We start from the raw sequence: 13,651 nt of genomic DNA, 5'->3' as shown, positions 1-13,651 counted from the left end.
GATCTTCACCACTCATCAGGCCGAGCGTTAGCTCGCCTTCAGCTTTTGATCTGAGCGCCCCCTCGAGAGGCCGAGTGGAGGTTCTGCGCAGTGGGCAACCCGGCATGGATGCCGGGTTAGCCGCGCACGGCCATGGATGGCCGATCGCGGCGGGCCCACGGAGCAGGACCGGAGCGAGGGCATGGCGAGCATTAGCGAGGCACCGAACGAAAGGGGCAAGAGCCCTTTGGTTACTTTGGGGCTTTTCCAAAGTGACTCGCCGTAAGGGCGAAACCGCCAGCCGCCGCAACCCAAAAAACGGATATGCACACGGCCAGCGTTTTTATGGCATGGCACCTGATCCAGAGCACCTGTCCCCAAGGATAAACAGCTAAGCTGCGGCTGCATCGGCGCGTCGAAAAGCGCCGTCTCTGGAGACGCTACATGGCTCGTACCCCCGGCGCATCGGCGCAACCCCGTGCCGATACACCTGACCGTTGGCTGGACGTACTGGCCGGCCTGTCGATTGCCGGGTTGTTGCTGCCCGAGGCGGTCGCCTATTCCAGCATTGCCGCGTTGCCGCCACAGGCCGGGGTGATTGCCTTGTTTGCCGGGCTGCTGTGTTACGGACTGTTCGGCACCAGCCGGTTTGCCATCGTGTCCGCGACCTCGTCGTCAGCGGCCGTTCTGGCTGCCGCCACCGCCACGCTGGCCAATGGCGATCCGGCCTTGCGCATGAGCCTGGCGATCGGCCTGGTGCTGATGACCGGAGGTTTCTTCCTGTTGGCCGGGTTATTCAAGCTCGGCAGCGTCACTTCATTCATCGCCAAACCGGTGCTGCGCGGCTTTGCAGTGGGGCTGGCCGTGACCATCATCCTCAAGCAAGTGGCGAGCATCGTCGACGTCCACTTGAGCACCGGCAACCTGATCCGTTTCCTGCCGCAACTGCTGGAGCAGTGGCCGCAGTGGAATAAAGTCGGGGCATTGGTCGGGGCGGTGGCGTTGCTGGTGTTGTGGATGTGCGCGCGGGTCAGGCGTTTGCCTGGCGGTTTGCTGGTGGTGACGCTCGGCATCGCGGCGGGCCAATGGCTGGACCTGCCGGCCTACGGGGTCAAGTTGATCGGCGTCATCGATCTGAGTCTCGAAGTGCCGCAGCTCCCGGTGTTGCCGTTCACTGACTGGTTGCGCCTGGGGGAACTGGCGTTCGCCATGGTGATGATCCTGTATGCCGAGTCTTACGGCTCGATCAGCTCGTTTGCGCTCAAACACGGCGACCGGGTGTCTTCCAACCGCGATCTGCTGGCCCTCGGTGCGGCCAATCTTTTATCGGGACTGTTTCATGGCATGCCCGCAGGCGCTGGTTATTCTGCGACATCGGCCAATGAAGCGGCGGGGGCCGGTTCGCGTCTGGCCGGGACTGTGGCGGCGGGGGTGGTGCTGCTCATCGTCCTGACGGTGTTGTCGTGGATCGCCCTGACTCCCGAGCCGGTGCTGGCCGCCATCGTCATTCATGCCTTGGCCCGTGGCTTGAGCCTTCAACCGTTGGGCCGGTATTTCATCTGGCGTCGCGACCGCCTGCTGGTGATTTGCGCGGTGGCGGCGGTGCTGGTGCTGGGCGTGCTGGACGGCTTGCTGCTGGCAGTGGCGATCAGCGTGGTGCTGATGCTCAAGCAGATGTCGTCGGCGGACATCCAGGTGTTGGGGCAAATGGCCGGAGGTCACGATTTTATTGACCTGCAACGACATCCCGACGCGAAGGAAATCCCCGGTGTGCTGATCGTGCGGCCCAGCGAGGCGCTGTTTTTCGCCAATGTGGAGCGCATTCTTGGTGGTGCATTGCGCCTGGCGCGGCATGCACAGCCACCGGTGCATACGGTTATCCTCAGTCTCGAAGAGTCGCCCGATCTGGACGGCACCAGCATCGAAGCGCTGGAAGCGTTCTTTTTGCAGGTGCGTGCCGAGGACAAACTGCTGATCCTGGCGCGGCTCAAGCATCAGGCAAAAGCGGCGCTGTCGAAGTTGCCGGCGCAGGAACTGGAACAGGTGATTCTCAGCGGCTTGAGTGTCGATGTTGCCGTCCAACAAGCCCTGAAGCTATCCGCATAACCCTGTAGGAGCGAGCCTGCTCGCGATAGCGGTGGATCAGTTAATTCCTGCATCGACTGACCCACCGCTATCGCGAGCAGGCTCGCTCCCACAGGGGATTGGTGCAATCCTTTCGGGCATAAAAAAACGCCGCTCATCTCACGATGGGCGGCGTTTTTTACAGCGTTGTAACGTTAGGCTTGAACGACCGGGATATTGGCGTTCGCAGCAACTTCACGGAACTCGGCGATCTGGTCGAAGGACAGGTAGCGGTAAACATCAGCCGCCATGCTGTCGATCTTGCCAGCGTATTCCATGTACTCCTCGACGGTCGGCAGGCGACCCAGGATGGACGCAACGGACGCCAGCTCGGCCGAAGCCAGGTAGACGTTCGCGCCGTCACCCAGACGGTTCGGGAAGTTACGGGTCGAAGTCGACACAACAGTCGAGTTCGGCTCTACACGTGCCTGGTTACCCATGCACAGCGAGCAGCCTGGCATTTCCATGCGTGCGCCAGCCTTGCCGTAGATGCCGTAGTAGCCTTCTTCGGTCAGTTGGTGAGCGTCCATCTTGGTCGGCGGCGACAGCCACAGACGGGTTGGCAGCTGACCCTTGACCTGATCCAGCAGTTTACCGGCAGCGCGGAAGTGACCGATGTTGGTCATGCACGAACCGATGAACACTTCGTCGATCTTCTCGCCAGCAACGCTGGACAGCAGACGGGCGTCGTCCGGATCGTTCGGCGCGCAGAGCACAGGCTCTTTGATGTCGGCCAGGTCGATTTCGATGACTTCAGCGTATTCGGCGTCAGCATCGGCAACCATCAACTCCGGGTTGGCAACCCAGGCTTCCATCGCTTGAGCGCGACGTTCCAGGGTACGTGCATCGCCGTAGCCTTCGCCGATCATCCAGCGCAGCAGGGTGATGTTGGAGTTCAGGTACTCGGTGATCGACTCTTTCGACAGCTTGATGGTGCAACCGGCAGCCGAACGTTCAGCCGAGGCGTCGGACAGCTCGAAAGCCTGTTCGATGCTCAGGTTGTCCAGGCCTTCGATTTCCAGGATGCGGCCGGAGAAGGCGTTCTTCTTGCCTTTCTTCTCGACGGTCAGCAGGCCAGCCTGAATCGCGAAGTAAGGAATGGCGTGAACCAGGTCACGCAGGGTGACGCCCGGTTGCATTTTGCCTTTGAAGCGCACCAGGATCGATTCCGGCATGTCCAGCGGCATAACGCCAGTGGCGGCGGCGAACGCTACCAGACCGGAACCGGCCGGGAACGAAATGCCCATCGGGAAACGGGTGTGCGAGTCACCACCGGTACCGACGGTGTCCGGCAGCAGCATGCGGTTCAGCCAGCTGTGGATGATGCCGTCGCCCGGACGCAGGGAAACGCCGCCGCGGGTCATGATGAAGTCTGGCAGGGTGTGGTGGGTGGTCACGTCGATCGGCTTAGGGTAAGCCGCGGTGTGGCAGAAGGACTGCATTACCAGATCGGTCGAGAAGCCCAGGCACGCCAGGTCTTTCAGTTCGTCACGGGTCATCGGACCGGTGGTGTCCTGAGAGCCGACGGTGGTCATTTTCGGTTCGCAGTAGGTGCCAGGACGAACGCCTTTGCCTTCTGGAAGACCGCAAGCCTTGCCGACCATTTTCTGTGCCAGGGTGTAGCCCTTGCCGGTGTCGACAGGTGCTTCAGGCAGTTTGAACAGGTCGGTAGGGCCCAGGCCCAGTTCAGCACGAGCCTTGTCGGTCAGACCGCGACCGATGATCAGCGGAATACGGCCGCCGGCACGAACTTCGTCCAACAGAACCGGAGTCTTCATTTCGAAGGTGGTCAGGACTTCGTCGGTGCCGTGTTTGCAGACTTTGCCAGCATGCGGGTACAGGTCGATCACGTCGCCCATGTTCATGTTGGTAACGTCGAATTCGATCGGCAGTGCGCCGGCATCTTCCATGGTGTTGTAGAAGATCGGAGCGATTTTGCTGCCGAAGCAGAAACCGCCAGCACGCTTGTTCGGCACGTAAGGAACGTCGTCGCCGAAGAACCACAGCACCGAGTTGGTGGCGGATTTACGCGAAGAACCGGTACCGACCACGTCACCGACGTAGGCGATAGGGAAGCCTTGACCGCGCATTTCTTCGATCTGCTTCATCGGGCCGGTGACACCCTGGACGTCAGGCACGATGCCTTCACGGGCCATTTTCAGCATGGCGAGGGCGTGCAACGGGATGTCCGGGCGGGACCAGGCGTCCGGAGCAGGGGACAGGTCGTCGGTGTTGGTTTCGCCGGTGACCTTGAACACGCGCAGGCTGATCTTGTCGGCCAGGACAGGGCGGTTGCGGAACCACTCGCCGTCAGCCCAGGACTGGATCACGCCTTTGGCGTGTTCGTTGCCGTTGCGGGCTTTTTCCGCGACGTCGTGGAACGCATCGAACATCAGCAGGGTGTGCTTGAGCTGAGCGGCAGCGACAGCAGCCAGTTCGGCGTTGTCGAGCAGGTCAACCAGGGTCACGATGTTGTAGCCGCCCTGCATGGTGCCGAGCAGTTCTACAGCGCGTTTCTTGTCGATCAGAGGGGAAGTGGCTTCGCCTTTGGCCAGGGCAGACAGGAAACCTGCCTTTACATAGGCCGCTTCGTCCACGCCAGGCGGAATGCGATTGGTGATCAGGTCAACGAGGAAAGCTTCTTCGCCAGCCGGGGGATTCTTCAGCAGCTCAACCAGGCCTGCAGTTTGTTCGGCGTTAAGCGGCTGGGGAACGATACCCAGTGCTGCACGCTCTTCGATATGTTTGCGGTAGGCTTCAAGCACAGTTATTACCCTCATCAGTGGTCCCAAATGGGTGTCCGGGACGCTCATCCCGAAACTGCCGTACTCATGCGCTGCGTGGCGTTGTGGGCCACTTAGCCAGAATTACCGACAATTCCTTACAGAAGCTGCTTTCAAAGTTTTACGCCTGCAGAACGGGGAGCTGATGAGGGTTGGCGTTGGGCTTTTCCCCGCTGGAAAAACCCTTCGCCAACACCGCTCTGAAGGAACGACTGTGCTCGTGACGCTTTGAAAACAGCTTCTAACGGACATTGGCGCCTTAAAAGGCTGGCTGATTCTACGGCAAAAAAAATTTAAAGGTAAGTTGGGCTCTCAACTTTGAGGGGTGATGAATGTTAGACAAAGGGCTAACATGCCCGCCTGTTCTGCTTTCCCGTGCTTTGTTGACCTATGCCCAATCAGACCATCAAGACCCCCTGCGTCGGCCTTTGCTCCACTGTTTACGGTGACTTGGTCTGCCGTGGCTGCAAGCGTTTCCACCATGAAGTGATCAACTGGAACGGTTACAACGAGGAGGAAAAACGCGCGGTATGGCTGCGGCTGGAGCAACTGTTGTCCCAGGTGATGGCCAGCAAACTGGAGGTTTTCGATCCCCAGCGCCTGCGTTTGCAACTGGAGCAGCGCAAGATTCGCTTCGTGCCGCATCAGTCGGAGTATTGCTGGGCCTATCAATTGATCGCCCGAGGCGCGCGGGTGATCAACAATCTGGAAGCCTACGGGATGGTGTTGATGCCGGAGTTTCGCGACTGGAACCTGCCGGAGCTGCGGGATGCGATTGATCGGGAGTTCTTTTTGCTCTCCGAGGCGCATTACCAGCGTTACATCGCGCCCGGATTCCTCAAGGATGCGTTCGGCGGTTAACCCTTAAAAGCTTCGCGGGCAAGCCTCGCTCCTACAGGTGAACACGTAACCCTGTAGGAGCGAGGCTTGCCCGCGAAGGCGCCCTGATGGGCTCCGCAAATCTCAATGATGAGACACCATCTCTTCCAGATGATCCTCAATCTCCTGCGGCTTCAACACCAGCACATCGCTCTCCACCGCATCCAGCACCACCTCCGCCGTATTGCCGATCAACGCGCCGGATATCCCGGACCGCGCCACCGTGCCAATCACGGTCACCGATGCGCCCAACGTGTGGGCCATGTACGGAATCAACACATCCGCCGGACCTTCCGCGATATGCAGGTGCTCATTGTCGATGTCGAACTCGGCTTGAAACGCTATGCACTGTTCGCGGTAACGCGCCTCGATGGTTTCGCTGAGTTGCAACGTAGGGTCCGCCGCCGACAGCATCGGTGAAGGATGAGCGCTGACCACATGCAGATGAGCCTTGGCCAGACTGGCGATGTCATAACCGTGATCGATGATGATGTTGTGCAGGTGACGGTGTTCGTCATCGGTATTGCCGACATCAATCGCCGCCAGGACCACACCGCCTGCCCAGGGTTTCGAGGTTTTCACCAGCAGCACCGGAGTCGGACAGTAACGCAGCAGTTTCCAGTCCGCCGGGGTCAGCAGGGCTTTTTTCAATGAGCTGTCGGGGTAATGCTGCTTGATCACCAGCCCGCAACCTTCGGCCTGCTGCACATCGACGATGGTTTCGTGCAGGCTTTCGTTCCACGCCTGCTCGGTGGTCACGCTGTAGCCATCCGCGAGCAGCGCTGCCTTGAGCACACCGAGCATGCCGCTGTGGTCATGCTTGCGGTCGCACACCAGCAGATGCAGGTGAGCCTGGGTTACCCCGGCAATCAGCTTGGCCCGTTTGAGCGCCAGGCTTTCCGAGTGTTCGGGTTCGATGACCACCAGAATGCTGCGAATGGCTTGCATGATCGGGATCTCCAGAGGGAAAAAAAGCATGGCGTTGCACAACTATAGTTGCTGGTCACGCATCCGGGACTTGATACATATCAACGGTCGTGGCTGGTGGTCTGGCGGCGGGCCGGTATAATCGGCGCCCTTCGTTTTGAACCTTTTGTCCGTGAGCCCCATGATCCTTCCCGAAATTCACGAGTTCCTCGGTTGCCGCACCCCTGACGGCTGGGTCCAGGCCGCGCTGGCCGATCAGGAAACCTTGCTGATCGACCACAAGAACTGCGAATTCAAGGCGGCCAGCACGGCATTGAGCCTGATCGCCAAGTATCACTCCCACGTCGATCTGATCAACCTGATGTCGCGGCTCGCCCGGGAAGAGCTGGTGCACCACGAACAAGTCATGCGCCTGATGAAGAAGCGCAAGATCGAGCTGCGCCAGCTGTCGGCCGGGCGGTACGCCTCTGGCTTGCGCAAAGTAGTGCGCAGCCATGAACCGGTCAAGCTGGTCGATACCCTGGTAGTCGGTTCGTTTATCGAAGCCCGCAGCTGCGAGCGGTTCGAGGCGTTGGTGCCGCATCTGGACGAGGAACTGGGCAAGTTCTACTTCGGTCTGCTGAAAAGCGAGGCGCGGCACTTCCAGGGTTACCTGAAACTGGCGTACCAGTACGGTGACGCCAAGGACATCGCTCAGGTGATCGAGCGGGTCCGCGCTGCCGAGCAGGAACTGATCGAATCGCCGGACGTGGAGTTCCGCTTCCACAGCGGTGTTCCAGCCGCCGCATGACCCGTAGGAGCACGGCTTGCCGGCGAAGGCGTCCTTGAGATCGCCTTCGCCGGCAAGCCGTGCTCCTACAGTTAGTTGCGATCTTTTGCAGCGCAATTGTTAAAAACTCTTAAGAGTATGAAAGATCACTGAAAACCGGCCCCAGAGGCCGGTTTTTGCTGCCTGCAATCGCCGCCCCGACGCTGATTGACGCCATAATGCCGTCCACTTCACACAAGAGTTGGCACGCGTTCGTTATGGATAACCTGGGTTTTGGCAAAGTTCTGCTGGTGGAAGACGACGAAAGGCTTGCCGGGCTGATCGCGCACTTCCTGTCCCAACATGGCTTTGAGGTGTTACAGGTGCATCGCGGCGACCTCGCGTTGGCCGCGTTCCTCGACTTCAAACCGAAAATCGTTGTACTCGACCTGATGCTGCCGGGTCAGAGTGGCCTGCACGTGTGTCGCGAGATTCGCAGCGTGTCCGATACGCCGATCGTCATCCTCACCGCCAAGGAAGACGACCTCGATCACATCCTCGGCCTGGAATCCGGCGCCGACGACTACGTGATCAAGCCGATCAAGCCGCCGGTATTGCTGGCCCGTCTGCGTGCGTTGCAACGCCGGCAAACGCCGGACAGCACAGTCTGCAGCTCGCTGGAATTCGGCCATCTGAGCATCGACCGCAGCTGTCGCGAAGTACGCCTGGCGGGTGAGGGCATCGAGCTGACCACCATGGAATTCGAATTGCTGTGGTTGCTGGCCAGCGCGGCGGGCAAGATTTTGTCCCGCGACGACATCCTCAACCGCATGCGCGGGATCGCCTTCGACGGCCTCAACCGCAGCGTCGACGTCTACATCAGCAAGTTGCGCGGCAAGCTCAAGGACAACCCGCGTGAACCGGTGTGCATCAAGACCATCTGGGGCAAGGGTTACCTGTTCAATCCGTTCGCGTGGGAGCTGTAAATGCTGCGGTTATTTCTCGGTCTGTTTGTGATGATGACGGTTGGCCTGGTACTGGGGTTGCAAACCGTCGAGCGCACGTTCGATGCGCTGCTCGCCGGTCAAATGCAGAGCTACAACCGCGAGGCGGTGCGAGGTCAGGCCTGGTCGCTGGTGGAGCAGTTGCGCGGCCTGGACGGTCCGGCGCGGGAACGCCAATTGGAAACTGTGCGCCCTCACTACGGTTTGGGCCTGAGCCTGGTCGAAACGGATCAACTGGCCCTGACCGATCAGGAAAAAGCCGAGTTGGCCCAAGGCCTGCTGGTGCTGCGTGACAAGTACACGCAGTTCATCTCGCGCATTGACGACGGTTCGCAGTTGCTCAGCATCAAGCTGCCGGCCGAGCCGAGCCTGATGCCGTTCTACATTGCCGCGGCCTATTTGATGATCGCGGTGATGATCGGTTTCGTGTTGTTATTCTGGGTGCGCCCACACTGGCGAGATCTGGAGAAACTGCGTCTCGCCGCCGAGCGCTTTGGCGACAACAACCTGTCGGCGCGGATCCAGCTGTCCAAGCGCTCGAACATTCGCGACTTGTCCGAGCATTTCAACCTGATGGCTGCGCGCATCGAAGGCCTGATCGCCAATCAGCGTGAGCTGACCAACGCGGTATCCCATGAATTGCGCACGCCGATTGCCCGGCTGTCGTTCGAACTCGATCAGCTCAAGCAACAATCCGATCCGAGCCAGCGTCGCGAACTGATTGCCGACATGTACGCCGACCTCGGCGAACTGGAAGAAATGGTCTCGGAGCTGCTGACCTACGCCAGCCTTGAGCGCGGTGCCACGGTCATTACCCGGGAGAATATTCAGGCCAACAGTTGGCTCGACAGCGTGGTCGGCAGCGTGGCGCTGGAGGCCGAGGCGGCCGGGGTGCAACTGTTGATTGTCGAGTGCCGGGTCGATGAGGTGCGCATCGAGCCACGCTTCATGGCGCGCGCGGTGATCAACCTGCTGCGCAATGCCATTCGCTATGCCGAAGAGCGAGTGGAGGTGTCGTTGGTGCGCACCGGTGATCATTACGAAGTCCAGGTCAACGACGACGGGCCGGGCGTGCCGGTGGACGGGCGGGAGAAAATCTTCGAACCGTTCTCGCGCCTGGACGCCAGTCGGGATCGCCGCACGGGTGGCTTCGGCCTGGGCCTGGCCTTGGTGCGGCGGGTGTCGCAGTCTCATGGCGGGCAAGTGCAAGTGGCGGATTCGCCGTGGGGCGGGGCGTCGTTTCGCATGACCTGGGTGCATCAGGATTAGTTGTGTGTTGCTCTTGCGGACCCCTTCGCGGGCAAGCCTCGCTCCTACAGTTTGTACGCGTACCGTGTAGGAGCGAGGCTTGCCCGCGAAGGGGCCTTCAGCAACACCCTCAAATCAAAAGCTGTAAACGACCTGCCCAGCCACCGAAGTCTGCATCCGACGCTCGACAATCGGACTGTCCGCCGCTTTACCACCCAGGTACTGCACCGCCAGCACCGTGGTAAAACTCCATTCATCGTTGATCGGCAGCGACCAGGTCAGATCCGCCCCCCGACTCACCAGGCCACCTTTGGTGTCATACGCCTTGAACTTGCTGCGCGACGCCTGAGCGCTGCTCACGCCATACCAGGTGCGCATGTAATTGCTGTCGCCGAACTGACTGTTCAGGCTGCCGACGACCTTGCCGTAGTCACCTTCATAAAACGGTGCGCTGATGCTCAGTTTCAATCGGTTCCAGGCTGAGCCGGTGTCGTGTTCGTCCTCGTCTTCTTCAAGCGCATGTTCATAACTGGCGCCGAGAATGATCGGCCCCATGTGATAGGTCCCGTCCAGCCCCAGCAAGGGACGCGACTTGATCGAGCCCATACCGTTGAGCTCATCCGAGCCCTTGAAACCGCTTTTACGGTCCTTGCGCACATCACTTGCGCCGACGTAGACGCTGAGGCCGAAGTCCTCTTCGTCAAACGCCCAGCCAAGACCCTTTTGCGTGTCGAGAAAGAAACCATAAGGGCTGACGATTTCGCCGCCCAGCAGCGGCGCCACCACGCGTTCATCACTGCCGCTGTAACGCGGCGCACTGGCAGCGCCGGCGCGCAGGCTGTAGTGCCAGTCTTCGGCATACAAGGAGGTGGAGGGGATGAGCAGACAAAAAGAGGTCAACGGCAAATACAGCGAACGAAACATGGGAGCACCCTGGGTGATAGTGGATGCGCCCATGCTAGGCGGGTGACGCCCGGCAATCTTTGGCAGCTTTGTCGCAAAACTGTCAAAGACTGTGAACGGGGTTGGCGAGCGGTGAGTCGCCTGTGGCGAGGGCGTAAATCCCTCGCTACAAGTTCAGCTTAGAAGTCCCACTTGGTGGTCAGCATCAGGTTGCGCGGCTCACCGTAGAACGTTGTGTCGAAGTTGCCCAGGCCGGCCAGGTACTTCTTGTCGAAGACGTTGTTGGCGTTGGCGGTGAAGCTCAGGTGCTCGTTGTACTGGTAACGGGTCATCAGGTCCACGAGGGTGTAGCCGCCCTGTTTGATCCGGGTGTAGTCGCCAGCGGGAGCGCTGTAGATTTTGCCGTAGGAGGCACTCTGCCAACTGATGCCGCCGCCGACGGTCACTTTGTCCAGGGCGCCAGGCAGGCGATAGGTGGTAAACGTCCGTACCACGTGCTCAGGCTTTGTGGTGGACAGCGGGTAACCAAAGATCCGCTGTTCGTCTTTATCACGGGTGCGTGCGTAGGTGTAACCGGCCGTCAGGTTCCAGCCCTCGGTCAGCTCGCCGGCCAGTTCCAGTTCCACACCTTTGGTGGTGGTGCCGTCGACGGCTTTGAAGATGCCTTCGTTGGTGATCGCGTTGGTGCCGGTCTGCTCGGCGACGCCGTCCTGCTCGATGCGGAACAACGCCAGGCTGGCATTCAGCCGGCCATCGAAGTAAGCGGCTTTCAGGCCGGTTTCATAGCTGTCGCCCTCAACCGGTGCCAGGGTCACGCCACTGGCATCCTTGTAGGTCTGTGGCTGATAGATCGAGGTGTAGCTGGCGTACACCGAGTACACATCGTTCAGGTCGTAGACCACGCCGGCATAAGGCGTGACTATGCCGTGTTCCTTGTAGCTCGCGTGGGTGTCGTCCAGCGGTGAACTCGCGTTGTAGCGGTAGTCTTCGTTGTACTTGAAGGTGCTCAGGCGGCTGCCGAGGATGACCGACAGATCATCGGTCGGGCGCAGGCGGGTGGCGAGGTACGCACCGTTCTGGCTCTGGGTGCGTTCGTACTTGCCGTTGACCGGGAACTCCTGTTTCGCCACATGACCTTCCCAATCGTAGATGCTCCCCGGGATACTTTCGAAGGCGCTGATGTCGTAGGTGGAACCGGTCTGGCGGGAGTGGGACGTCATGACGCCGGCCACCAGTTCATGCTCGCGACCGCCCAGCGTGAAGGGGCCGGAGACGTTCACGTCGGCCGTGTCCTGCACGCGATGTCCTTCGAAACGACCCCAGAAGAAGGACATGCCATCACCGGTAGCGCGGTCCGGATTGCCGTAGCTGGCCGAGGCCAGTTGGGTGTCGTGATCGGTGGTTTTCTCGCTGAGGCTGGCTTTGAATTTCCAGTCGTTGGCCAGCGCTTGTTCCAGTGTTGCAAAGTAGGTGATTTCGTCGAAATCACGACGGCTCCAGTCAGCTGCCGGGTTGAAGCTGCGGGAGAAGTCGGTACGGCCGCCGTCAGAGAAATACGTCGGGTTGCCGGTCCAGGAACTGCCGCGAGGTGTGGCGCTGGACTTGTCGATGCCGAACGTCAGCAGGGTATCGTCGGTCAGGTCGGCTTCGAGGATGCCGTAGTACAGGTCTTTCTTTTGGCTGTAGTGGTCAATGTAGGAATCTTTATCCTGGTACACGCCGACAAAGCGCCCGCGCACGTTGCCCGAGTCAGTCAGCGAACCGGAAATATCGCCAGTGGTGCGGTAATTGTCCCAGGAACCGACGGTGCCGCTGATCGAGGCCTTGAACTCTTTGGTCGGCTTCTTGCGAATCAGGTTGACGGTAGCGGACGGGTCGCCAGCGCCGGTCATCAGGCCGGTCGCGCCCTTGACGACCTCAATGCGGTCGAGGCTGGCCGAGTCGTCGCTGTTGTTCGGGTTTTCACCATAAACACCGTCGTACGGCTGGTTGACCCCGTCGTACTGGAAGTTGGTGATGGCAAAGCCGCGGGCGGAAAACTCGGTACGGTCGCTGTCGTACTTCTGCGTCGAAACACCGGGGGTGTTACGCAACGCATCGCTGATGCTTTGCACACCGCGATCGTCCATTTGCTGACGGGTAATCACCGTGACCGATTGCGGTGTTTCACGCAGCGACAACGGCAGGCCGGTGGCCGAAGACGTTGAGCCGGTGGTGTAGGAATGGGTGTCCTCGGTGGTCGCGCCCAAGGCGACACCATTGATGTTCGTCGCACCCAGTTGCAGCACGCCATCGTCCTTGGCTGCCGTTTTGCCGGTGGCCGTTTCGGCGGCATGGGCGGTGGAGGCAAGGCTCAGCAGAGCGGCCGGAAGGGCCAGCGCCAAGGGGCACAGGGCAAAACGAAAACGCGCAGCAATTGGGTGCGACATGGAGATCCCTTTGTATCGAATCGATCGGTAAGTGAAAGGCTTCTGAGGGTTAACCGAACGAAAAACGCAAAGGGGAACTGCCGTGTGAAAAAAATCGAAGTTTTGATTAGTGAGCCAGACCCAGTCGCTCGTGCCACTGTGCGATGGACTCCTCGGGCCAGATCTCGCACTGCCGATCACCGGCATGCGCCGCAACCTCCACCCACGGCGCTTTCGAATTGAGCATCACGTGCGTGTACTCGGGTGGCACCGGCAACGCCGTATCAATGGCCGAGGCGAACGGGTGAATCAGTTCCGGCCATTCAGGGCTGAACAGCCACAAGCCCGAGCCACACACCGAGCAGAAGTGCCGCTCTGCCGTGCTGCGGTGTGCGCGTTTGGCATCTTCGTCCTTGAGTCGTGCGTGATAGATCGCGATGGATTTGCGACCGCGCACCTTGAGGCTGGCGGCATCGCCCGCGATGTTGACCGAGTAACCGCCACCGCCCTGGGTCTTGCGGCAGATCGAGCAATAGCAACGTTGGTAAGGGTAGGGGTGGGCGCTGGTCAGGCTGAACGACACGGCGCCGCAGTGGCAGGAGCCTTCGAGTCGCATGGCAGAACCTCCAAATGATTGGCTGTTACTTC

At 60.1% G+C, this 13,651-nt stretch carries 10 protein-coding genes; 5 read left to right on the top strand and 5 right to left on the bottom strand.

Annotated features, from left to right (window positions below; all coding sequences use genetic code 11):
* Positions 1-423 precede the first annotated feature (423 nt).
* On the top strand, positions 424-2,085 hold the full coding sequence (locus KGA82_RS12060) for a SulP family inorganic anion transporter (protein ID WP_223450453.1): 1,662 nt from the start codon (positions 424-426) through the stop codon (positions 2,083-2,085).
* A gap of 173 nt (positions 2,086-2,258) precedes the next feature.
* Here the strand turns inward: KGA82_RS12060 and acnB are convergent, their stop codons facing one another.
* Complete coding sequence (acnB, locus tag KGA82_RS12055) at positions 2,259-4,868, bottom strand: bifunctional aconitate hydratase 2/2-methylisocitrate dehydratase (protein ID WP_032832425.1); 2,610 nt, start codon at positions 4,866-4,868, stop codon at positions 2,259-2,261.
* A 408-nt stretch (positions 4,869-5,276) separates the two neighbouring features.
* Between acnB and KGA82_RS12050 the strand changes: the two genes are divergently transcribed.
* Positions 5,277-5,747 carry a DUF1289 domain-containing protein gene (locus tag KGA82_RS12050; RefSeq protein WP_008028699.1) on the top strand — a complete coding sequence of 157 codons (471 nt, stop codon included), beginning with the start codon at positions 5,277-5,279 and terminating at the stop codon, positions 5,745-5,747.
* 102 nt (positions 5,748-5,849) lie between these two features.
* On the opposite strand, the gene KGA82_RS12045 is transcribed toward KGA82_RS12050, so the two are convergent.
* A complete protein-coding gene (locus KGA82_RS12045; RefSeq protein ID WP_008028696.1) occupies positions 5,850-6,713 on the bottom strand; it encodes a universal stress protein in 864 nt (287 codons plus the stop codon).
* 160 nt (positions 6,714-6,873) lie between these two features.
* Between KGA82_RS12045 and KGA82_RS12040 the strand changes: the two genes are divergently transcribed.
* The 3 genes from KGA82_RS12040 to KGA82_RS12030 all read left to right on the top strand — a co-directional run bounded on the left by KGA82_RS12040 (position 6,874) and on the right by KGA82_RS12030 (position 9,713).
* Positions 6,874-7,482 carry a tRNA-(ms[2]io[6]A)-hydroxylase gene (locus KGA82_RS12040; RefSeq protein ID WP_223450450.1) on the top strand — a complete coding sequence of 203 codons (609 nt, stop codon included), beginning with the start codon at positions 6,874-6,876 and terminating at the stop codon, positions 7,480-7,482.
* A 236-nt stretch (positions 7,483-7,718) separates the two neighbouring features.
* Positions 7,719-8,426 carry a winged helix-turn-helix domain-containing protein gene (locus KGA82_RS12035; RefSeq protein WP_032828732.1) on the top strand — a complete coding sequence of 236 codons (708 nt, stop codon included), beginning with the start codon at positions 7,719-7,721 and terminating at the stop codon, positions 8,424-8,426.
* Positions 8,427-9,713 carry an ATP-binding protein gene (locus KGA82_RS12030; RefSeq protein WP_223414479.1) on the top strand — a complete coding sequence of 429 codons (1,287 nt, stop codon included), beginning with the start codon at positions 8,427-8,429 and terminating at the stop codon, positions 9,711-9,713. It begins immediately after the preceding gene.
* A 114-nt stretch (positions 9,714-9,827) separates the two neighbouring features.
* On the opposite strand, the gene KGA82_RS12025 is transcribed toward KGA82_RS12030, so the two are convergent.
* The 3 genes from KGA82_RS12025 to KGA82_RS12015 all read right to left on the bottom strand — a co-directional run bounded on the left by KGA82_RS12025 (position 9,828) and on the right by KGA82_RS12015 (position 13,619).
* Positions 9,828-10,616 (bottom strand): MipA/OmpV family protein, encoded by a 789-nt coding sequence (locus KGA82_RS12025; protein ID WP_223450449.1) that lies wholly within the window; start codon positions 10,614-10,616, stop codon positions 9,828-9,830.
* 158 nt (positions 10,617-10,774) lie between these two features.
* Positions 10,775-13,024, bottom strand: a complete 2,250-nt coding sequence (locus KGA82_RS12020) for a TonB-dependent siderophore receptor (protein WP_223450448.1) — start codon at positions 13,022-13,024, stop codon at positions 10,775-10,777.
* A 106-nt stretch (positions 13,025-13,130) separates the two neighbouring features.
* Positions 13,131-13,619 carry a GFA family protein gene (locus KGA82_RS12015; RefSeq protein WP_223450447.1) on the bottom strand — a complete coding sequence of 163 codons (489 nt, stop codon included), beginning with the start codon at positions 13,617-13,619 and terminating at the stop codon, positions 13,131-13,133.
* Between the last annotated feature and the right edge of the window lie 32 nt (positions 13,620-13,651).

Source organism: Pseudomonas sp. BF-RE-22, assembly GCF_019956155.1.
Taxonomy (GTDB): domain Bacteria; phylum Pseudomonadota; class Gammaproteobacteria; order Pseudomonadales; family Pseudomonadaceae; genus Aquipseudomonas; species Aquipseudomonas migulae.
The sequence above is the reverse complement of the archived record's forward strand: the minus strand, read 5'-3'. Positions and strand labels throughout refer to the sequence as shown.